Annotated in this window: 18 protein-coding genes; 8 read left to right on the forward strand and 10 right to left on the reverse strand. The window is 39.8% G+C overall.

Features of this window, described 5'->3' with window-relative positions:
- Positions 1 to 3465: trifunctional transcriptional regulator/proline dehydrogenase/L-glutamate gamma-semialdehyde dehydrogenase (gene putA / locus EXE29_RS03540; protein ID WP_120363990.1), on the reverse strand; the 3465-nt coding region annotated here is incomplete at its 3' end.
- Between the two features lie 122 nt (positions 3466 to 3587).
- Between putA and EXE29_RS03545 the strand changes: the two genes are divergently transcribed.
- Positions 3588 to 4082, forward strand: coding sequence for an Lrp/AsnC ligand binding domain-containing protein (locus EXE29_RS03545; RefSeq protein WP_106984781.1), 495 nt, complete (start codon positions 3588 to 3590; stop codon positions 4080 to 4082).
- Between the two features lie 57 nt (positions 4083 to 4139).
- Here EXE29_RS03545 and putP read toward each other — a convergent pair whose 3' ends face one another.
- Entirely contained in the window at positions 4140 to 5654 is a 1515-nt protein-coding gene (gene putP, locus EXE29_RS03550; protein ID WP_120363989.1) for a sodium/proline symporter PutP, read from the reverse strand.
- Between the two features lie 459 nt (positions 5655 to 6113).
- Between putP and aspA the strand changes: the two genes are divergently transcribed.
- From aspA to EXE29_RS03575, 5 genes are all read left to right on the forward strand, one after another.
- Complete coding sequence (aspA, locus tag EXE29_RS03555; RefSeq protein ID WP_120363988.1) at positions 6114 to 7556, forward strand: aspartate ammonia-lyase; 1443 nt, start codon at positions 6114 to 6116, stop codon at positions 7554 to 7556.
- 329 nt (positions 7557 to 7885) lie between these two features.
- Complete coding sequence (locus EXE29_RS03560; protein WP_120363987.1) at positions 7886 to 8257, forward strand: hypothetical protein; 372 nt, start codon at positions 7886 to 7888, stop codon at positions 8255 to 8257.
- A 119-nt stretch (positions 8258 to 8376) separates the two neighbouring features.
- Positions 8377 to 11838: a transcription-repair coupling factor gene (gene mfd, locus EXE29_RS03565; RefSeq protein WP_120363986.1), complete on the forward strand. Its 3462-nt coding sequence runs from the start codon at positions 8377 to 8379 to the stop codon at positions 11836 to 11838.
- A gap of 233 nt (positions 11839 to 12071) precedes the next feature.
- Complete coding sequence (locus EXE29_RS03570) at positions 12072 to 12506, forward strand: HIT domain-containing protein (RefSeq protein WP_106984776.1); 435 nt, start codon at positions 12072 to 12074, stop codon at positions 12504 to 12506.
- A gap of 121 nt (positions 12507 to 12627) precedes the next feature.
- Positions 12628 to 14034: an adenylate/guanylate cyclase domain-containing protein gene (locus EXE29_RS03575; RefSeq protein ID WP_120363993.1), complete on the forward strand. Its 1407-nt coding sequence runs from the start codon at positions 12628 to 12630 to the stop codon at positions 14032 to 14034.
- 126 nt (positions 14035 to 14160) lie between these two features.
- Here the strand turns inward: EXE29_RS03575 and fdx are convergent, their stop codons facing one another.
- The 8 genes from fdx to EXE29_RS03615 all read right to left on the reverse strand — a co-directional run bounded on the left by fdx (position 14161) and on the right by EXE29_RS03615 (position 20335).
- Complete coding sequence (gene fdx, locus EXE29_RS03580; RefSeq protein WP_106984775.1) at positions 14161 to 14499, reverse strand: ISC system 2Fe-2S type ferredoxin; 339 nt, start codon at positions 14497 to 14499, stop codon at positions 14161 to 14163.
- A 16-nt stretch (positions 14500 to 14515) separates the two neighbouring features.
- Complete coding sequence (gene hscA / locus EXE29_RS03585; RefSeq protein WP_120363985.1) at positions 14516 to 16375, reverse strand: Fe-S protein assembly chaperone HscA; 1860 nt, start codon at positions 16373 to 16375, stop codon at positions 14516 to 14518.
- Between the two features lie 34 nt (positions 16376 to 16409).
- Positions 16410 to 16925, reverse strand: a complete 516-nt coding sequence (hscB, locus tag EXE29_RS03590) for a Fe-S protein assembly co-chaperone HscB (protein ID WP_106984773.1) — start codon at positions 16923 to 16925, stop codon at positions 16410 to 16412.
- A 105-nt stretch (positions 16926 to 17030) separates the two neighbouring features.
- Positions 17031 to 17351, reverse strand: a complete 321-nt coding sequence (gene iscA / locus EXE29_RS03595) for an iron-sulfur cluster assembly protein IscA (RefSeq protein ID WP_106984772.1) — start codon at positions 17349 to 17351, stop codon at positions 17031 to 17033.
- 37 nt (positions 17352 to 17388) lie between these two features.
- A complete protein-coding gene (gene iscU / locus EXE29_RS03600) occupies positions 17389 to 17775 on the reverse strand; it encodes a Fe-S cluster assembly scaffold IscU (RefSeq protein ID WP_005010233.1) in 387 nt (128 codons plus the stop codon).
- A gap of 106 nt (positions 17776 to 17881) precedes the next feature.
- The gene (locus tag EXE29_RS03605) at positions 17882 to 19099 is read right to left on the reverse strand and encodes an IscS subfamily cysteine desulfurase (RefSeq protein WP_106984771.1); all 1218 of its coding nucleotides are present in this window, start codon (positions 19097 to 19099) and stop codon (positions 17882 to 17884) included.
- Position 19100: 1 nt separating this feature from the next.
- A complete protein-coding gene (locus EXE29_RS03610) occupies positions 19101 to 19574 on the reverse strand; it encodes an Rrf2 family transcriptional regulator (protein WP_106984839.1) in 474 nt (157 codons plus the stop codon).
- A gap of 113 nt (positions 19575 to 19687) precedes the next feature.
- The gene (locus EXE29_RS03615) at positions 19688 to 20335 is read right to left on the reverse strand and encodes a hypothetical protein (protein WP_106984770.1); all 648 of its coding nucleotides are present in this window, start codon (positions 20333 to 20335) and stop codon (positions 19688 to 19690) included.
- A 190-nt stretch (positions 20336 to 20525) separates the two neighbouring features.
- Here EXE29_RS03615 and EXE29_RS03620 point away from each other — a divergent pair, with 190 nt between their 5' ends.
- Positions 20526 to 20996, forward strand: a complete 471-nt coding sequence (locus EXE29_RS03620; RefSeq protein WP_106984769.1) for a phasin family protein — start codon at positions 20526 to 20528, stop codon at positions 20994 to 20996.
- A 169-nt stretch (positions 20997 to 21165) separates the two neighbouring features.
- Positions 21166 to 21438 carry a non-specific DNA-binding protein Hbs gene (hbs, locus tag EXE29_RS03625; protein ID WP_106984768.1) on the forward strand — a complete coding sequence of 91 codons (273 nt, stop codon included), beginning with the start codon at positions 21166 to 21168 and terminating at the stop codon, positions 21436 to 21438.
- Positions 21439 to 21535 lie beyond the last annotated feature (97 nt).

A 21535-nucleotide genomic window follows, 5' to 3' on the forward strand; every position in this document is an offset into this window, starting at 1 on the left:
TATAAAAGTATTATCTGGAAGTACAGCAGGTTGGCATCCGACTTTAAATAGCGCAAGTAACTGTTGGATCTGATCCTGTTCTTGAGCTGCTATTGTTAGTACACGATGTCTAGGTAGTACCACATATTGGTTACTTTCACCCGTAGGACCTTGTAGTTCATAACTATGGCCTACACAAAAGGCAGCAGGAGTCTGAAGTTTAAATTGAGGGAAGGTTTTTTCTGCCCAAAGTTTAAATGCATCGTACAGTTCTTGCTGATTTGGCAAACTTTCAGCTGAGCCAACCGCGTATGGTGTTGCCAACTGTTTTTGGCTGCACTGTTGCATTAGTCGGTACACATAAATTGGACCACCAGCTTTTGGGCCAGTTCCAGAAAGACCTTCGCCACCGAAAGGTTGTACACCTACGACTGCACCAACAATATTACGGTTAATGTAAAGGTTTCCGACTTCTGCATGTGAAATGACGGTTTGAATCGTTTCATCAATACGAGTGTGTAAGCCCATGGTGAGGCCATAACCTTTAGCATTAATTTGCGTGAGTAGTTGATCAAGTTCGCCGTATTTGTACGTAATAACGTGTAATACAGGACCAAAAACTTCGCGTTTTAAATCATCGAGATTTGGAAGCTCAATTAGGGTAGGTGGTACAAAAGTGCCTTGCTGTAAATCCGTCTCGTCATTATTACGCATGATTTGATGAACTTTATGACCTTTGGTACGCATATTAGCAATATGCTGATCAATAATACCTTTTGCTTCACGATCAATCACAGGGCCAATATCTGTACTTAAGAGATAAGGTTGACCCACTTGAAGCTGTTTCATTGCACCTTTTAACATGGTGATCACAGTTTCAGCATTGTCTTCTTGTACACACAGTACACGAAGTGCAGAACAGCGTTGACCCGCACTGTCGTAAGCAGAATTCACCACATCTAACACAACTTGTTCTGTCAGTGCAGATGAATCGACGATCATGGCATTTTGGCCACCTGTTTCTGCAATTAACGGAACGGATTGGCCAGTTAGGCTTAAACGCTGAGCAACAGTTTTTTGTAAAATACGTGCGACTTCTGTTGAACCTGTGAACATGATGCCATTAATTCGTGCATCTGCACTTAACTTCGCACCGACAGTTTCACCGCGGCCAGGTAACAGTTGTAATACGGCTTTAGGTACACCAGCATCCCATAAAATTTGCACGGCTTGTGCTGCAATCAATGGGGTTTGTTCGGCAGGTTTTGCTATAACGGTATTACCTGTAACTAAGGCCGCTGCGATTTGACCACTGAAAATTGCCAGTGGGAAGTTCCACGGGCTAATACACAATACTGTGCCTAATGGTTCAATTTGTGTTGTAGGTTCAAGGTTCACCATTTGTGCTGCATAGTAACGCAAGAAATCTACAGCTTCACGTACTTCTGCAATGGCATTGGCATAGGTTTTACCACTTTCACGGCACAGTAAAACCATTAGTGGCTGTAGTTGCGCTTCCATGCTGTCGGCTGCACGTTGTAAACATGCCGCGCGTTCATTTTTCGCTAAGTTTTTCCAAGCATCTTGAGCGGCAGTTGCAGAACTTAGTGCAATATCGACTTGTTCTAAGCTGGCTTCTGTTACATGACCAACTAAATCTAGATGATTTGCAGGATTTAAGATCGGAAGTGCAGTGCTTTCAGTTTCTGAATGTAAGTTTTCACCCATTGGTAATGCTTGCCATTCAACTTTACTAAGTTCTTGGGCTGTTAAATCGAGCGCCAATAAATCACGGTCATTGGCTAAGTCTAAGCCAGTCGAGTTGTTTCGCTCAGTACCATACAGATGAATTGGGTAAGGAATTGAAGGGTGCTTTAAGCCAGCTTGGCCTTCAAGTTTCGCTGAGTGTTCAATGGTTTGACGTGGATTTTCAATCAAATCATCAATTTTTAAAGTTTTGTCTGCAATTCGATTCACGAAAGAGGTATTTGCGCCATTTTCTAACAGGCGACGAACTAGGTACGCGAGTAGAGTTTCGTGGTTGCCAACAGGTGCATAAATACGGCAAGGAACACCCAGTTTATGGTCTTTTTTATCACCAACAACTTGTTTGTAGAGTGGTTCACCCATGCCATGTAAGCATTGGAATTCATATTGACCCACATAATATTTCGCAGGATCTGCCAATTGGTAGATTATTGCTAAAGTTTGCGCATTATGGGTGGCAAATTGTGGGTAAATTTGATCAGGAGCTGCCAAAAGTTTGCGTGCACAAGCAATATAAGACAAATCGGTATGTACTTTGCGGGTAAATACAGGGTATTCATCCATACCATCAATTTGTGCTTTTTTAATTTCGCTGTCCCAATAAGCACCTTTAACCAAACGAATCATTAAGCGTTTATGGCTACGTTTGGCAAGATCAATGACATAGTCAACGACATAGAAACAGCGTTTTTGGTAGGCTTGAATCACAAAACCAATGCCTTTCCAATTGTTCAGCTTTGGTTCGAAGCAAAGGCGTTCAAGCATTTGTAATGAAATTTCTAAACGCTCTGTTTCTTCAGCATCAATATTTAAGCCAATGTCATATTCTCTAGCCAATACAGCAAGGTTTAAAACTTTGGCATACAGTTCATCTTGTACACGGGCAATTTGCGAACGTTGGTAGCGTGGGTGTAATGCTGAAAGCTTAATGGAGATACCTGGGCCGTCATACACATTTTTATCTGCTGATGCTTTGCCAATGGCGTGAATGGCATTGGTATAATCATCATAGTAGCGTTCTGCATCATGATCGGTTAGGGCTGCTTCACCGAGCATGTCGTATGAATATCGGAAACCCTTATCTTCAAGTGTTTCTGCATTTTTTAAGGCTTCATTAATGGTTTCACCTGTAACAAATTGCTCACCCATCATGCGCATTGCAACGTCTACAGCTTTACGAATGACGCCACGGCCACTACGTGCCAAAAGGCTGGTCAGCATACCTGAGAGGCTATTGGCTTTTGGTGTTTCCATTAGCTTACCAGTAAGCATGAGTCCCCAAGCAGCAGCGTTCACAAACATCAAGTTACTTTGCCCAAGGTGATCTTTCCAGTTACCTTGGTTAATTTTATCTTTAATTAACAAGTCACGTGTTGCTTTGTCTGGAATACGCAAAAGTGCTTCTGCAAGGCACATGAGTGCAATACCTTCTTGCGAAGATAAGGAAAACTCTTGTAATAAGCCTTGTACAATGCCGGCTTTACCAGACTCGCCTTTGTGCTCACGTAAACTATGGGCCAAATCAAAAGCCAGTTGATAAATTCGATCTGAAAGTTCTTGATCAATTTGGCTATGTGCCAATAAATTTTCAACACATTCACTTTCTGAGCGACGCCAAGCGTCGTTGATTTCAAGCTCAAATTCCGATTTTGAAGTGAAGTGAGTAATATAACCAGTTTGAGAATGATCAGTACTGATAGGAGAAGTTGCGTCTAACATTTTAGTCAACATCCTGTGACATAGAAAATTAAATTGAGTATTGGACTGGATTTAATTTATGATCACAGAAAATATGCAGCACAACTCACTATATTTGGTGTCATTTTTAGGGAATTATTCAGATGACAAACCCAATTATGCTATTAGACCGTACAGACATCAGAATATTGGATATTCTGCAAAAAGATGGTCGAATATCAAATATTAAATTGGCTGAAGCAGTCAACCTTTCACCTACAGCCGCTTTGGCTCGTGTGCAAAAGCTCACCAAAGATGGTTATATCTTGGGCTATGAGGCAAAGCTTAATTCGGACATGCTTAACAAAAGTTTTGTGGTGTTTGTAGAAATTTTACTCGATAAAACCACGCCTAATGCTTTGGAAGAGTTTTCCGATGCCGTGATTCATTATTCAGAAATTGTCGAATGCCACATGATTAGCGGTGGTTTTGATTTCGTAGTGAAAATACGCTGTGCCAATATGGAAGAGTTTCGAAAAATATCAGGGCAGGTGCTTTGGCAACTTCCAGGAGTTAAAGAAACTCGAAGCTATCCTGTGATGGAAGTGATTAAAGAAACCAGCCAAATTAGTATCAAACAACCTGTTAAAAAATCTTAATTTCATAATTTACAGTGAACAAAAAAGGGGCCGAAGCCCCTAAATTTGTATCGGTTTTTATTTTCCAGCTTTTAACTCTTGCATTTCTTTTTCATACAAATCATTGGCTTGATCGAAACGAGCGGTAACGTCTTTCGATGGTGCTTTGCTGAGTAAACTAAATACAATGATACTGATAGTTGCTAAGATAAATCCTGGAATAATTTCGTAAATGCCTGTCGCGGCCATCGTGTTTTTCCACACAATTACCGTTACCGCACCTACAACCATACCTGCAATTGCACCGTTTATAGTCATACGTCGCCAGAACAAAGACAAAATAATAAGTGGACCAAAAGCTGCACCAAACCCAGCCCAAGCATAAGCGACTAAGCCTAAAACCTTACTATTTGGGTTAAGCGCAAGTAAAATTGCAAGAATTGCAATGGCAATGACCATTAGGCGGCCGACCCAAACCAATTCATTTTGAGAGGCATTTTTGCGGATGAAGGCTTTATAAATATCTTCTGTTAGGGTGCTTGAGCACACTAAAAGTTGACAACTTAATGTACTCATTACGGCAGCTAAAATGGCAGCCAAAATCACGCCTGCAACCCACGGGTTAAACAAGATTTTAGTTAATTCCATGAAAATAGTTTCAGGGTTTGCAGTGACCATTGCGGACAGCGCAGGATTTGCATGGAAGTAAGCAATCCCGATATAGCCTACTGCGACTGCACCACCTAAGCAAAGAATCATCCATGTCATACCAATGCGACGTGCCGCAGGAATAGATTTTACTGAGTCAGCCGCCATAAAGCGTACTAAAATATGCGGTTGGCCAAAGTAACCTAAGCCCCATGCCATAGAAGATAAAATAGCAACGGTACTTAAATCTGAAATTAAATTATTCGCATGTGGACGCACAGATTCTACAATTGCACCAACATGTGCTGCATTATCACCAATGGCTATGTAAGTCATAATTGGTGCAAGAAGTAATGCAAAAATCATTAGGCCTGCTTGGAAGGTATCGGTCCAACTAATGGCAAGAAATCCACCAATACAGACATAACTAATCGTTGCGATAGCACCAATCCAAAGAGCAGTAGTGTAGTTCCAGCCAAATAAGCTTTCAAATAGGCGGGCGCCAGCAACCATGCCTGAAGCACAGTAAATTGCAAAAAAGATTAAAATAACAACGGCTGAAATAATCCGCAGTACCTTTTTTGAATCGCCAAAACGACTAGTGAAATAATCAGGTAGGGTGAGTGCATTATGCTGAACTTCGGTGTGTACGCGAAGACGACCTGCCACCAAAAGCCAGTTTAGCCAAGCCCCAATAATAAGACCAATCGCAATCCATGCCTCGGATAAACCAGATAAGTAAATTGCACCAGGTAAACCCATTAAGAGCCAGCCACTCATATCTGAAGCACCAGCTGAAAGTGCGGTAACGACACTACCTAGGCTTCGTCCACCTAAAATATAATCGTCAAAGTTGGTTGTAGCCTTATATGCATACAATCCAATGCCAATCATTGCCACGATATAAAACATAAACGTGATTAGCGTAGGGTTTAGTTGGCTCATAGCTATGCCATCCTTTGTCTGTTCAATTAACCATCTTTCCTAAGATGAATTTTTGCTCGATATCACCGAGGTGCTGATTCAAACACAATTTAAAATTTACGCTCTGTTACATTTCGGTGAGTTTTATTATAACTTTGTGAAACTTATTGTGATTTTGGTTACAAAGTGAATAAAGGTGAATTTTTTTATTTTGATGCGTCACTCGTGTTATTTTGGGTTTAAATCTGCCGATTTTTGTGAGCTGATTTTTTATCAATTGGCTATATTTTTGAAAATAAAGGCAAAGGTTTTAGAGGGATGAGAATTAATTTACATAACTTTACATAGATTACCTAAAACAAACAATTGTAATAATATGTTTCATAATGAAGTAAAACGTCTGTGGTTTAACTAAGCCATCCTTATAGTATGGAAATTGCACACTTTTAGTGCATTTCATGAAGAGTATTTATTGTGGCAATGGTTCAGGTAGTTAAAACAAGAATAGAGCACGATTTGTTGGGACAAAAAGAAGTTTCAGCAGAAAGCTACTATGGTATTCATACATTAAGAGCGCTGGAAAACTTCCAGATCTCTTCTAGCAAAGTCGGTGAAAATCTCCCTTTCATTCGTGCTTTGGCGCAAGTGAAAAAAGCATCCGCACAAACCAACTTTAAATTTTCCAAAATCAGTCATGAGCTGAGTGAAGCAATTCAATTCGCATGTGATCAATTGATTGAACAACCTGCGCAGTGGAGCGCGTCATTTCCACTAGATGTCTATCAAGGTGGCGCAGGCACTTCAATTAATATGAATTGCAACGAAGTCATTGCAAACATTGCCTTGGAAAAATGTGGTTTTAACAAAGGTGAATATGCACATATCCACCCGAATGATCATGTGAATAAATCGCAATCTACCAATGATGTCTATCCGACAGCTTTGCGTTTGGCTGTTTTTTATCAGTTAGAACAATTATTGGCAGTGTTACAGCAAATTGTTGCGAGTATTCAAGCCAAGGCAAAAGAGTTCCAATATGTGGTGAAAATGGGGCGTACACAATTGCAAGATGCTGTTCCAATGACTTTGGGGCAAGAATTTCGTGCTTTTGCGACTTTATTAAAAGAGGATATGAAGTTAATTAATAATACCCGTCAGTTATTGTTAGAAATTAACTTGGGTGCTACTGCCATTGGTACAGGGGTAAATACGCCTAAAGGCTATGCGCATGAAACAGTGCAAGCGCTTAAAAAGATTACTGGTTTGCCTCTGGTTGGGGCAGAAGATTATGTTGAAGCAACCAGTGACTGCGGTGTATTTATTATATTGTCGAGTACATTAAAGCGTTTGGCAGTTAAGCTTTCAAAAATTTGTAATGATTTACGCCTACTCAGTTCTGGACCACGTACAGGTCTTGCAGAAATTCGGTTGCCTGAGCTACAAGCCGGCTCGTCTATTATGCCTGCAAAAATTAATCCTGTGATTCCAGAAGTTGTGAATCAAATTGCTTTTAAAGTCATTGGCAATGATTTGGCTGTCACTATGGCGGCTGAAGCGGGTCAGTTGCAGTTAAATGTTATGGAGCCTGTGATTGCTGTATCTATGAATGAATCGATTGATTTGCTATGCCGTGCAATTGAAACCTTAGATACGAAGTGTATTCAAGGCATTCAAGCGAATGAGCAGGCTTGTTATGATGCAGTCATGCGCAGTGTGGGTATCGTTACTTTATTAGACCCTATTTTGGGGCATGCTAAATGTGATGAAATTGGTAAGCAATGTATTGCAGAAAATAAAACCATTCAGCAAGTGGTGCTGGAGCGGAATTTACTCAGCCAAGCACAATTGGATGAAATTTTTGCATTTAACAATTTAGTGTCCGAAGTGGAATCTGGCCTCATTGATTTAGCTGCAGTTTCTTAATACTGCTATATGCTATATATAGTCTGTAATAGAAAATGTATGGTATCACTTTAGCTATTTAATAGCGCTCTTTCAAAAATCAAAAAAAGATTTATGAAAGATGTTTAAAATTTATCAGGCCATCACTTTAAATATGTATGAAGTGGTGGCTTTTTTGCATCTTAATTTTATCAGCGTTTGAGTTATTGAATGAAGCTTAAGTCGAGCGTGCCTTTAATTCAAAGCTTGGTTGTTTTCTAAGCTTTCATTGCAGAAATCATCGGCATTAGGTCACGTTAGTACCTAAAACATTTTAGAATATTCAAAAAGTCATTCTTGGACAAACCAATATGTTGAATAAACTCACTGCATTGTTTAAAAGCTCTGAGCCTACGGCAGAGCAACTTTTTAAAGAACAGCATCAAATACAATACGATGAAACACAGGGATATATAGTTGCGGGCGTGGTGCTGAATGAAGTGCTATCAGCAAGATTAAATTACTTTTCTAATCGTCGCGTGAGTTCATTTAATGATTTGGCTGCCGTCTACAATGCAGGCATGATTATTAATGAAAAAATTGACTTGGAAATTGCCCGTCAGAGCTTTAATACTGAACTTGGGAACACTGCCGAAAACTTACAGGAATTTAAACAATTAATACGCTTACTTAGCGAATACTATCGTAACTTTTTACGCGAGCATAATAAAAAGGGTCGCTAAGATAAAGCGGACTTATATTCAGTTGTAAAGGCATGTAAAGCAATGCGATAAAACACATCATGTTGAAATGCATCGTGTTAAAATAACAGCCATGTTGTTTAGACGCTAAAGCTATATACATGTTCCAACAAGAAATTACTCAACTTAATTTAAAACAGCTTAAAGCAGGCGAAAAGCGCTGGATTGGCAATTTGCAGGGCTCTGCGACGGGTCTGCTTTTTAAAGAAATCGCACAACAGAATAATAAGCAACTGTTTGTTATTGTTGCGCGTAATAATCAGCATTTGGGGCAGTTGGAAAGCGAGCTTGAATTCTATGGCATAAAACCAACGATTTTCCCAGATTGGGAAATTCTCCCTTATGATCGCTTGTCGCCACATCAAGATATTGTTTCAGAGCGTTTAGCAATATTGTCCAATATGCCAAATTCTGGGGTGCTATTAATTTCAGCATCCACCTTGGCGCAGCGAGTTGCACCAAGCTCTTGGGTTTTAGGCGAGCATTTTGATATTCAAGTCGGTCAAAAATTTGACTTAGAAAAACAAAAAACACGCTTAGTTCAAGCAGGCTATCACTTGGTCGATACGGTTTATGATCATGGTGAGTTTGCTGTGCGTGGCAGTATTATGGATATTTATGCGTCTGGGCAAAATTCCCCAATTCGTATTGATTTATTTGATGATGATGTCGATACACTCAAATTCTTTGATCCAGAAACTCAGCGCACCACAGAAACTTTAAAAAACTTTACTGTACTTCCTGCAAAAGAATTTCCATTAAAAGAAGGTCGCGCCGTATTTCGTGATCGTTATGCAGAACAATTTCCAACGGCTAATCCTAAGAAGAATCCAATCTATCAAGATGTGTTAGACGGGATCGCATCACCAGGGCTTGAGTTTTATTTTCCTTTATTTTTTAGTGCAGAAGCGATTCAGACACAATCTAGCCTAACATCGTATTTACCAAAGAATGGCATTGTCATTACAGATTCGCATTTGGATGATGGCTTAATCCAATTTTGGACTGAAGTACAACGTCGTTATGAAGATCGTCGACATAATGTAGATCAACCTATTTTAGCGCCAGAGCATCTCTTTTTATCGCCTAATCAAGTGTTTGAACAACTCAACCACTTTGGTCGTGTGATTGCTTCGCAAGATGTGTTTGATGAAAAAGCTGGTGTGGTCAATATTATTGCAGAAGCTCCCCCGCGTTTAGCTGTAGATCCAAAACGTGAAAAGCCTTTTACAGAAGTTAAAAATTATATTGACCATGCCAATCATCCTGTTTTATTGGTGGCAGAAAGTGCAGGCCGACGTGAAACTTTAAAGGATGCGTTACGCCCAAGTCTTGGCAATATTCCAACTGTAGAAGGCTTTGAAGATTTTGTGACATCGATGCATGCTGTCGCAATAACCAATGCACCTTTGGAACGCGGTTTATTACTGACAGATAAGCTCAGTGTGATTTCGGAAAATCAGCTGTATGAGCATCGCGTTGTACAACGCCGACGTAAACGCCAGCAAGAAGTTTCTGAAGAGTTTTTAATTCGTAGCTTAACTGAGCTGAATATTGGTGCGCCTGTTGTACATATTGATCATGGTGTTGGACGTTATGCAGGACTGGTTACACTTAGTATCGATGATCAAGACCATGAATTTTTACAGCTAGACTATGCCGATGCGGCCAAAGTATATGTGCCCGTAACTAACCTCCATTTGATCAGCCGTTATAGTGGTGGTGACCCAGATTTAGCACCATTACATAAGCTGGGAACAGATACGTGGAGCAAAGCAAAACGTAAAGCATTAGAGCAAATACATGATGTAGCTGCCGAGTTACTCCATATTCAAGCACGTCGCCAAGCGAAGCCAGGTTTTGGGTTTGAGCTGGATCACAGTATGTATATGCAGTTTGCTAGTGGTTTTGCCTATGAAGAAACACTCGATCAGGCCAATGCAATTGAGGCAACGCTACATGACATGCAACTGGCAAAACCTATGGATCGATTGGTCTGTGGTGACGTCGGTTTTGGTAAAACTGAAGTGGCGATGCGGGCAGCTTTTGTTGCGGTTCAAAATAACAAACAAGTTGCGGTATTAGTTCCGACTACATTGCTCGCTCAACAGCATTATGAGTCATTCAAAGACCGTTTTGCAGATTGGCCTGTGCGAATAGAAGTATTGTCGCGTTTTGGTTCATCCAAAACACATACTAAAACTATAGAAGACTTAGCCGAAGGTAAAGTTGATATTGTGATTGGTACACATAAAATTTTGCAAGAAAATGTGCAATTCCAGCAACTTGGGCTCATGATTGTGGATGAAGAGCACCGTTTTGGGGTGCGCGATAAAGAGCGCATCAAAGCAATGCGGGCAGATGTAGACATGCTGACTCTGACTGCTACGCCAATTCCTAGAACGCTGAATATGGCATTTAGTGGTATGCGTGATTTATCTATTATTGCGACGCCGCCTGCTCGACGTTTAGCGGTAAAAACTTTTGTGCAAGACCATACAGATGATGCAATTAAAGAAGCGATTTTGCGTGAATTGCTACGCGGTGGTCAGGTGTATTTTCTGCATAATGAAGTGGATACGATTGAACGCTGTGCAGAGACGATTCGTAATTTGGTTCCTGAAGCGCGTGTTGCAGTTGCACATGGTCAAATGCGTGAGCGTGAATTGGAGCAGGTCATGCAACAGTTCTATCATAAAGAATATAACGTATTAGTGTGCTCAACCATTATTGAGACAGGTATTGATGTTCCAAATGCCAATACGATTTTAATTGAACGTGCAGACAAGCTGGGTTTAGCCCAATTACACCAATTACGTGGCCGTGTAGGTCGTTCGCATCATCAAGCTTATGCTTATTTAATGGTGCCTTCGATTAAAGGCCTTAAGGGAGATGCTGAAAAGCGTTTAGATGCCATTAGTCGTGCCGCTAATTTAGGTGCGGGCTTTATGCTGGCCACTGAGGATTTGGAAATCCGTGGTGCAGGTGAATTATTGGGCGAACAGCAGAGTGGTTCAATGCAAGCCATAGGTTATAGCTTGTATATGGAAATGCTAGAAAAAGCGACCAAAGCCATTCAAAAAGGTAAGACCCCCAACTTTGATGCACCGTTATCACTTACTGCTGAAATTTCCCTACACATGCCAGCACTTATACCGGATGAATATTTAGGTGATGTCCATCAGCGCTTATTGTTTTATAAGCGTATTAGTAACACCGACTCTCGTGAAAAACTGGATAATATTCGTATGGAGTTGATTGATCGCTTTGGTCTTCCCCCTCAGCCAGTTAAGCAACTATTTGCAGTACATCAAGTTCGTTTGAAAGCAGAGCAGTTAGGCATTACCAAAATTGATATTGGTGGACATGGCGGGCATATTGAGTTTGCGCCTGATACGCCAGTACAAGCGATGAGCATTATTCAAATGATGCAAAAGCATCCGACTTTCTTCCGTATGGAAGGTGGGCAACGCTTAAAAGTGATGGTGATGTTAGAGGAATTTGAAAAGCGCATCCAGTTTATAAATGATTTACTGGACAGTTTGTTGAAAGAGCTAAATTGATCACAGATACATTAAAATATTTATATGAATATTCTTCAAAAAATGCGAGTATGATATTTGTATGTACAAAGAAATACTTGATTTTTTGGAGAAATTTATTAAAGTTAAAAATGTGACTTGCTTCAAAGCAAATCAAAGTTATTTGTACTGAAACACATAGCCTATAATTTTCACACCCAATAGGATGTGATAGTATTAGCCATCATTCTAATTTTTGCATCATTTATAAAGATATGTTTAGTTTACATCCACAACTTGCTCAAGATACGTTTTATGTAGGCGACTTTCCACTGTCAACATGTCGTTTGATGAATGATATGCAATTTCCGTGGTTAATTCTTATACCGCGTGTTCCAGGCATCACAGAATTATATGAGCTGAGCCAAGCAGACCAGGAACAATTCCTACGTGAATCAAGCTGGTTGTCTAGCCAGTTATCTCGCGTATTTCGCGCAGATAAAATGAACGTGGCCGCATTAGGTAATATGGTTCCACAACTACATTTCCATCATGTTGTACGTTACCAAAATGATGTGGCATGGCCTAAACCAGTTTGGGGCACACCAGCTGTACCTTACAGCAATGAAGTACTTGCTCACATGCGTCAAACCCTAATGTTGGCATTGCGTGGTCAAGGTGATATGCCATTTGATTGGCGTATGGATTGAACACCACATTTCTAAATTAAGGAAAATGTGGCTATCTATGTCCGCAAGGAGTAACTGAGTGGCATTGTTAGACGAATGGATTAATAAAGAACCAAGACAGTTCGAGTATCTACATCGCTTGATGGGATACTTGATGCTGTCATTGGTGACCATTGTCTATCATTACACTCAACCAGATACGCATTATCAAATTTACATTCCGTTTTTCTTACTTGTTGTACTTTTAATTACGCCAAAATTTTCGCATTGGTTGATTTATCGTTTTAACAATAAAGTTAAGCGGAATGTGCTTTTTATCATCGATATTATTATTATTTCGGTGATGTTATCGGCAGTACATCTTAATTTGGTGCTGTCATTTTTAGCGCTTTTTGCACTACTGTATACAGCAATAAATAACAAAATTTCCTTTTTGATGGTGTCTTTGGCCAGTCTGATTGGGATTTCAGTTTTCTATTTATGCACCATCTTTATATTTGATTTTCACGAGTACTTTGACAACACCAGTAGTGAACTGACGGTCGTTGGTTTCTTATGTTTGATTACTTATTTTGGCGTGGGAAGTTATTACCAAATGTCCCAAGTTCAATATATGGCCAACAAAAAGAATCATTATTATGATCAGATGAACCGCTATATGGAGTTTGCGAATCAGCTCAGTCGTTATGCGCCAGTACAACTGTGGCAATCGATTATGAAAGGCGAGTCTGAAGCTAAAATTGAATATAAGCGTAAGAAAATGACCATTTTCTTTTCGGATATTCAAGGCTTTACTGAACTATCAGAAACACTGATCCCAGATGATTTAGCCTTCTTGCTCAACGATTATTTAAGTCACATGACTGAAATTGCGAAGCAATATGAAGCAACTGTCGATAAGTTCATGGGTGATGCAATTCTCATCTTCTTTGGTGATCCACACAGTCAAGGTGTGGAGCAAGATGCCAAAGTATGTTTGGAAATGGCGATGGTTATGCGTCAGCAAATGAAATTGCTTCGTGAACGCTGGATCAAAATGGGTTATCCGCCGTTGCATATCCGCATGGGTATTTCTACAGGTTATTGCCACGTAGGGAACTATGGTGCAGCACATCGTATGGCTTATACGATTGTCGGGCGTGATGCAAACTTAGCGGCGCGTTTACAAAGTGCAGCAGAAGTCGATGAAATTTTAATTTCTGACGATACGCATAAGCTGATTAAAAATGATTATCTCTGTGCACCTAAAGCGCCAATTTACTTGAAAGGGATTCAAGGTCCAGTACGGACATGGCAGGTGATGGAGCGTTATACTTCGCAGAAAGTGGATTATCAACGCTGGTTTGATTATGAATATAAAGGCTTCCATTTACTGTTAAATTTAGATGAAGTACAAAATTTTGAGTATCCTGAGCTCATCCATGTACTTGAAAAAATGATCAAGCGAATTCAAACACAACAAAAAATGACAAACTCAGAAGGGATTGTGAAACTCAATCTTGAAGACGAAGTGATTGAAGAAATTGAAAAAATAGAAACCCATAGTTGAATGGTGTGAGTTCACTGAGCTCATTTCGTCTGAAATCACACAATAAATAGGTAGATTCTTAAACTAAAAAAGACCGCTTTTGCGGTCTTTTTTATGCGATTCTGAAGTGACTAAGTTATCGATAACTTAGTGATTTTCAGATGCGTGGTTAATGGTGTATTTCGGAATTTCAACTTCCAAATCATCATTTTCAATTTTAACTTGGCAAGATAGGCGTGAATCTGGCTCTAAGCCCCAAGCGCGGTCGAGCAAGTCGGCTTCAATGTCATCCATTTCTTCAAGCCCATCAAAGCCTTTACGAACAACAACATGGCAAGTTGTACATGCTTTAGACATATCGCAAGCATGTTCAATTTTAATGCCATTGTCTAAAAGGCTTTGGCATAGGTTTGCATTTGACTCAACTTCAAACTCAGCGCCATTTGGGCAAATTGTTGCATGAGGCAATACTTTAATACGTGGCATAGTCTTAACCTGTAAATTAATTTGAGTTTGACCAGTCGTCGAGCTTTGTACCTTTAAGCGCAGTATCAATATGTTGATTCATACGTGCAGCCGCAAAGGCATCACTATGTATTTTAAGCTGTTCTACGGCGTGTTCAATAGCTTGAATCTCATTTGATTCAAGTTGTGTTTCTAGTGCTTGTTTTGCGAGTAGAAGTGCATCTAAGTCAGGAGTAGCTAACAGCTGTTGATCTACTTTAAGTGCTTGAGTAAGTGCTTCTAATTCGCGTTGTGCTTCAATCTTGGTTTCATGCAAATGGCGCAGATGCTTATCTTCTTCAGCAAACTTGAAACCATCAAGAAGTAGACGCTCTGTATCTGTATCGGATAAACCATAAGATGGCTTGATATCAATTTGAGCGTGTACACCCGATGTAGCTTCTTTGGCAGAAACAGTGAGTAGGCCATCTGCATCCACTTGGAAAGTCACTTCAATGCGTGCTTGACCTGCAGTCATTGGTGGAATACCACGAAGTACAAAACGACCTAAGCTACGGCAATGTTCGACCAAATCACGTTCACCTTGTAATACATGAATCAACATGGCGGTTTGGCCATCTTGATAGGTCGTAAATTCTTGGCGACGTGCAACTGGAATGGCAGTATTACGAGAAATTAAACGTTCTACTAAACCACCCATGGTTTCTAGGCCGAGTGAAAGAGGGGTTACATCTAACAGTAAAGAGCCATCTTTGGTGTTACCAATCAATTGATTGGCAGTTATCGATGCACCAATTGCTACAACTTCGTCTGGGTTGATGGTACATAGCGGTTCTTTTTGGAACAGATTACGTACGGCATCTTGTACAGCGTATGAACGAGTTGAACCACCCACCAATACCACACTGTGAATATCGTCAAGTTCTAGTTTGGCATCGCGTAATACGCGTTTACAAACACTCATCGTTTTATCGAGCGCAACTTGAATGATGCTTTCAAAGTTAGCACGGTCAAGTACAAGTTTTTGTTCGAGTAATTGCAGTTCTGCTGATGGTGCGTCAGTGAGTGCTTCTTTTGCTTTGCGTGCTGCAACAACAAAATGTGCGTATTCTGCATCATCAAGTGTATCAATATTTAGCTGTTTTTTTGCCCATTTAACAATCAAGCGGTCTAAGTCATCACCACCAAGGGCTGTGTGACCACCTGTTGCAAGTACTTCAAATACACCTTGAGAAAAACGTAAAATTGAAACGTCGAACGTACCACCACCTAAGTCATAAATGACATAGTTTTGGTCTTGCGCAAGGTTTGATTCTTGATCTAGGCCATAAGCGACAGCGGCGGCTGTGGGTTCGTTAAGTAAGCGTAAAACATTGAGGCCTGCAAGTTGTGCTGCATCACGTGTTGCTTGGCGTTGTGCTTCATCAAAATAAGCTGGAACAGTAATTACTGCGCCATTAATTGGATTTTGTAAACTTGCTTCAGCACGGTCTTTAAGTTGTTTTAAAATTTCTGCCGAAATTTCAACAGGTGTTTTACGACCTTGTGCTGTTTCAAATGCAGGCATTTGATTGTCTTCACCCACCAATGCATAAGGGTGTTGAAATTTAATATCCGCTTTTGAACGCCCCATAAAGCGTTTTACAGAGACAATCGTATTTTTAGGATCTGTCGTTAAGTATGCTTTGGCGTCATCACCATACACTGTTGAATCTGTAGCATAGTGAACAATAGACGGAAGTAACACGCGACTGTGTTCGTCTTGTAGCACTTTTGCTTTACCTGAAAGTACAGAGGCAACGAGAGAATGCGTTGTGCCTAAATCAATACCAATTGCAATACGGTGTTCATGCGGTGCACTTGATTGACCAGGTTCTGCAATTTGCAAGAGAGCCATGTGTTACATCCTTTGAACGTTAAATATAAAAAAATTAAAAATCATCATCTAAATCAAAACTGTCATCATCTAAGAAGCGATCATCAGCTCTTTCGATATCAGCCATGACTTTTTGGAAAAAGCGCAACTTACGAACAGTATCGCGAGCTTCGCCCCAATCTTCATCGGCGTAGTCAATTTTGAATTCGCGAACTAAACCATCCATCCATTGTTGCACTTCAACACGTAAAGATTTTAGATCTTCTGAGCCTTGCGCATCGTCCAGTTGCTCACGAATTTCCATTGCATCTTGTAAAAACTCAAAATCACTGATGGATTGATCAAGATGATAGTCTTGTTTTTTTAGGCTGAGTAAATACGCTGCGCGACTATCTACTTGAGATAAGACTTTATAAGCTTGGTTGATTTCACTAGATTGAATCAATGCTTGGTCTTTATCTTCGGCTTTGTCTGGATGGAATTGTTGCTGCAAACTCAGGAATTGCGCTTTTAAAGCTGCTAAATCGATATCGAGTGCTGCGGGCAGATTGAACAGCTCAAAATGATTCATGGGAGATGTATTCCGCGATTGATGTGCAAAAAAATGTTGCATTAAATGCAATTAAAACAGTGATTTTACACTGTTTTAATGCATAAAGAAGGCATAAAGCTAAGATTAAACAGTGAAAGATTCACCGCAACCGCATTCACCTTTTTTATTTGGGTTGTTAAATTCGAAGCCTTCATTCAGGCCATTTTTAACATAATCCATCTCTAAACCTTCGAGATAAACTAGGCTTTTTGGGTCTGTAAAAACTTTAACGCCAAACTGTTCAAAGACTTGGTCATGTTCATTTGTTTCATCAACAAACTCAAGAACATAAGCCAAACCTGAACAGCCTGAAGTTTTCACGCCAACGCGAATGCCTTCACCTTTACCACGATTTTTTAGGTAATTGCTAATATGAGCAGCCGCATTTTCAGTTAAGTGGATCATGAAAACTCCGTGATATCTATTTCAAAAACTTAGAAAATTAAGCTTTTGTTTTTTTGCTACGGTAGTCTTCTACAGCAGCTTTAATGGCATCTTCAGCAAGTACAGAGCAGTGTACTTTTACTGGCGGTAGTGCAAGTTCAGTTGCGATGTCGATGTTTTTGATCGCTTGAGCTTCATCTAAAGTTTTGCCTTTTAGCCATTCAGTTACTAAAGAGCTAGATGCAATTGCAGAACCACAACCATAAGTTTTGAAACGTGCTTCTTCAATCACGCCGTTATCATCAACTTGAATTTGTAGACGCATAACGTCGCCACATGCTGGAGCACCAACCATGCCAGTACCAACATTTTCAGCGTTTTTGTCTAAAACACCAACATTACGAGGGTTTTCGTAATGATCAATTACTTTTTCGCTATAAGCCATGATGCCTCTCCAAACCTCGGGGTCAGCCTTTAAGATTTAATATGGGGGTGAAATAACATTAATCAATGAGATAGCCTTTAATTAAAAGCTATCTCACGAGGGTGAATCAGTGTTCAGCCCATTCAACAGTAGAAAGGTCGATACCTTCTTTGTACATATCCCAAAGTGGAGAAAGCTCACGCAATTTCTCAACAGCAGCGATAGTTACTTGTAACACGTGATCAATATCTTCTTCAGTGGTGTATTTACCAAAGCTAAAGCGGATAGAGCTGTGTGCTAATTCATCTGAAAGACCTAAAGCACGTAGAACGTATGAAGGTTCTAATGTTGCTGAAGTACATGCTGAACCAGAAGATACAGCAGCGTCTTTCAATGACATCATTAACGATTCACCTTCAACAAAGTTGAAGCTTACGTTTAGATAGTTTGCTACGTTGTGTTCTGGATGACCGTTTAAGAACACTTGTTCTAAACCTTGTAAGCCATTCCAAAGCTTGTCACGAAGTACGCGTAGGCGAGTTTGTTCTGCTTGCAAGTTTTTGCCAGCAAGTTCAAATGCTTCACCCATACCCACGATTTGGTGAGTCGCTAGAGTACCAGAACGCATACCACGTTCATGACCGCCACCATGCATTTGTGCTTTTACGCGTACACGTGGTGAACGACGTACAAATAAAGCACCAATACCTTTAGGGCCATAAATTTTGTGCGCAGAGAAACTCATCAAGTCCACTTTTAAAGTTGAAAGATCAATTTCGACTTTACCTGCTGCTTGAGCAGCATCAACGTGGAAGTAAGTTTTATTTGCGCGAGTTAATTCACCAATTGCAGCAACGTCAGTCACAGTACCAATTTCGTTGTTTACCATCATAAGTGAAACAAGAATTGTATCTGGGCGAAGTGCGGCTTGAACCATTTCAGGTGTAATTAGACCTGTTTTTGCTTCTGGTTCAAGGTAAGTGATTTCAAAGCCTTCTTCTTCAAGCTCACGGCATGTATCTAAAATTGCTTTATGTTCAATTTTAGAGGTAATGATATGTTTGCCTTTAGATGCATAGAATTGAGCAACACCTTTAAGTGCAAGGTTGTCAGACTCAGTTGCACCAGAAGTCCATACGATTTCACGTGGATCAGCTTTAACAAGATTTGCAACTTGTTCACGTGCGTATTCAACTTTTTCTTCTGCTTGCCAGCCGTAAGCGTGCGAGCGAGAAGCAGCATTACCGAAAGTGCCATCAAATGTTAGGCACTCCATCATACGTTCAGCAACTTGAGGGTCTACAGGAGTTGTTGCTGCATAATCAAGATAAATAGGACGTTTCATGTCAAATACCTGTAACCGATAGAAGAGCTGAATCAAAGTTTGAAGAATTTTGGCGAATGGCAACGGTTTGTACGTTGTCACGAGCTACAAGGTCTGCAAGTGTGATTTTTGCGAGATAATCGGCAATGTGGTGGGAGAGTTCTTGCCATAAGTCGTGAGTTAAGCACATTGCACCATTTTGACAGTTGCCTTTATGGTCACAACGTGTTGCATCAACAGTTTCGTTTACAGCTTCAATGATTTCTAAAACTGTGATTTCTTCAGCACTACGAGCTAGGTGATAACCGCCGTTTGCACCGCGAATACTAGAAACTAAGCCGTGGCGTTTTAATTTCGCAAATAGCTGCTCTAAATATGCAACTGAAATTGTCTGGCGAGCCGCAATTTCTGCAAGAGTGATCGTTTGTTCAGTTGGCTGCAAAGCTAGATCAAGTAGAGCAGTCACTGCGTAACGACCGCGAGTTGTTAAGCGCATGATTCGATACACATGTTTAGACTAGATGTGTAGATTTTAAGAATCCTGACTAAAATAGTCAAGTTTTTTTAAGTACAGTTGAATGGTTTTATTTTTACTGCAAAATTATGCAGTTAAGCAGGCCAAACATTATACACTAGTAACACGATTAATAGAACAGTAATCATTGTAAAGATTAAATTAATCCGCTTTTGACGACGCTCAATACGTTTAATTCGATTTTTATATTGTTTTACTTCAACTTGTAATGTGTTGATTTTAGATCGTTGTTGATCAATTTTTTCTAAAAGCGGTGCGATACGCTTTTTAGACGCAGTAATATCTTGGTCATTTGGTGCTTCAGAAAGCCAGTGTTTCCAATCTGAAAGTAGTTTTGGCAGGCTAAATAATGAAAGCAAATCACGAAATTCGTCTTTTAATACGATATCGCCATCAATGCGCATCCCTTTAATGCTACGACGATTACCAAAAATAAAAATTTTGATTAAATCCATGAGGGTGGTGCGGACATCAAGATCAACAGCTTTTTCAGGTGCTTTTTCATCAAACAAAATACCATGGTCTGAAAATTGCACATAAAAATCAAAGTAAGGAATGTAACTGTTGATTTTAATCGCAATTTTTTGGTCTACAAACTTTTTAGCTTGAAGTGCCACAACGCGGTCATGTTTTAAAATAAAAGAGAAAACTGTTTCTAAAACAATTAGAGTCATTGTGAGGAGCAGATGAGTTTGATCTTTTCTCTGTTGCGCATCACTCATAAATAATCAATCCTTACCTGAAGAAAGCATCCTGCTTGTTAAATCTTTCAGGTGTAACAAAAACACGTGAATTAAGTTGCTTTGTAGAACAGTTTAGCAAATCTATCAAGTACTAAGTTTGTTAATATGGTATGAAATTGCAATTTGCTGTATACAATTGCATATAAAATAGCTAGGAGCGTCCTGATAGATGGATCAAATAAATATAGAAGAAGAAAAGCACGACGAGCAAGCTGAGCAAAATAGTGTTGAGACTAAGCGAACGAGGCATTCTAGCCGTAAATCAGTACTCGATTTTCGTAAGTATACCAAGCAAATTTGGCTCGCTGGTTTAGGTGCTTTTTCACGTGCTGAGGAAGAGGGAAATAAGTTATTTGACTCTTTAGTCAAGGTGGGGGAAGAGCTAGAATCTAAAACCACTGAAATTGCTGACCAAACCGTAGAGAAAGTTTCAGAGAAAGCCAAAGAGTCCGTAACAGATACAAAAGATAAAGTTGAAAAACTGCTCGACAATAGCGTTAATCACTCTTTAAACCGACTCGGCTTAATTACTCCAAAGGATTTACAGCATTTAGAAAAGCTTCTTTTACAATTACATGCAAAAGTTGATGCTTTGGCAGAAGAGCAGGCTCAAATAAAAGATCAATTAAAGAAAAAATAAGAGTACGATCCACATTATTTATTTATCAAGGATTTTTTCTCTCTTATTTTGCAAAAAAAGAGGATCAGAAGTATTGCCTTTACCCCCAAAGCATTGCTATAAAGGCGCTATGGCGAAATAAACTATTTTCTGGACCTTAAATAAACGATATTAAGAGGACGTAATTTTCATGAATAAATCAGAATTAATTGATGCAATTGCAGAAAAAGGGGGATTATCTAAGGCTGACGCAGGTAAAGCTTTGGATGCGACAATTGCTTCGATCACTGAAGCGCTAAAAGCTGGCGATACAGTAACTTTAGTTGGTTTCGGTACTTTTAATGTGAAAGAGCGTGCAGCACGTACTGGCCGTAACCCACAAACTGGTGCAACTTTAGAAATTAAAGCAAGCAAAGTACCAAGCTTTAAAGCTGGTAAAGGCTTGAAAGATTCAGTAGCGTAAGTTGCTAATTTACTAAACGCGCCTCTTTGGCGCGTTTTTTTATGGATAAATGTGATTTATTCGCTCAACACATTCATTCAACTTTGGTTTTCAGTTA

The sequence above is a fragment of the Acinetobacter sp. WCHAc060006 genome, assembly GCF_004209135.1.
Classification (GTDB): domain Bacteria; phylum Pseudomonadota; class Gammaproteobacteria; order Pseudomonadales; family Moraxellaceae; genus Acinetobacter; species Acinetobacter cumulans.

Excerpts from the sequence above, each read along its gene's own strand:
- EXE29_RS03545 (WP_106984781.1), top strand. The coding sequence starts at position 3,588 with ATGACAAACCCAATTATGCTATTAGACCGTACAGACATCAGAATATTG.
- putP (WP_120363989.1), bottom strand. The coding sequence starts at position 5,654 with ATGAGCCAACTAAACCCTACGCTAATCACGTTTATGTTTTATATCGTG.
- aspA (WP_120363988.1), top strand. The coding sequence starts at position 6,114 with ATGGTTCAGGTAGTTAAAACAAGAATAGAGCACGATTTGTTGGGACAA.
- EXE29_RS03560 (WP_120363987.1), top strand. The coding sequence starts at position 7,886 with ATGTTGAATAAACTCACTGCATTGTTTAAAAGCTCTGAGCCTACGGCA.
- mfd (WP_120363986.1), top strand. The coding sequence starts at position 8,377 with ATGTTCCAACAAGAAATTACTCAACTTAATTTAAAACAGCTTAAAGCA.
- EXE29_RS03570 (WP_106984776.1), top strand. The coding sequence starts at position 12,072 with ATGTTTAGTTTACATCCACAACTTGCTCAAGATACGTTTTATGTAGGC.
- EXE29_RS03575 (WP_120363993.1), top strand. The coding sequence starts at position 12,628 with ATGGGATACTTGATGCTGTCATTGGTGACCATTGTCTATCATTACACT.
- fdx (WP_106984775.1), bottom strand. The coding sequence starts at position 14,499 with ATGCCACGTATTAAAGTATTGCCTCATGCAACAATTTGCCCAAATGGC.
- hscA (WP_120363985.1), bottom strand. The coding sequence starts at position 16,375 with ATGGCTCTCTTGCAAATTGCAGAACCTGGTCAATCAAGTGCACCGCAT.
- hscB (WP_106984773.1), bottom strand. The coding sequence starts at position 16,925 with ATGAATCATTTTGAGCTGTTCAATCTGCCCGCAGCACTCGATATCGAT.
- iscA (WP_106984772.1), bottom strand. The coding sequence starts at position 17,351 with ATGATCCACTTAACTGAAAATGCGGCTGCTCATATTAGCAATTACCTA.
- iscU (WP_005010233.1), bottom strand. The coding sequence starts at position 17,775 with ATGGCTTATAGCGAAAAAGTAATTGATCATTACGAAAACCCTCGTAAT.
- EXE29_RS03605 (WP_106984771.1), bottom strand. The coding sequence starts at position 19,099 with ATGAAACGTCCTATTTATCTTGATTATGCAGCAACAACTCCTGTAGAC.
- EXE29_RS03610 (WP_106984839.1), bottom strand. The coding sequence starts at position 19,574 with ATGCGCTTAACAACTCGCGGTCGTTACGCAGTGACTGCTCTACTTGAT.
- EXE29_RS03615 (WP_106984770.1), bottom strand. The coding sequence starts at position 20,335 with ATGAGTGATGCGCAACAGAGAAAAGATCAAACTCATCTGCTCCTCACA.
- EXE29_RS03620 (WP_106984769.1), top strand. The coding sequence starts at position 20,526 with ATGGATCAAATAAATATAGAAGAAGAAAAGCACGACGAGCAAGCTGAG.
- hbs (WP_106984768.1), top strand. The coding sequence starts at position 21,166 with ATGAATAAATCAGAATTAATTGATGCAATTGCAGAAAAAGGGGGATTA.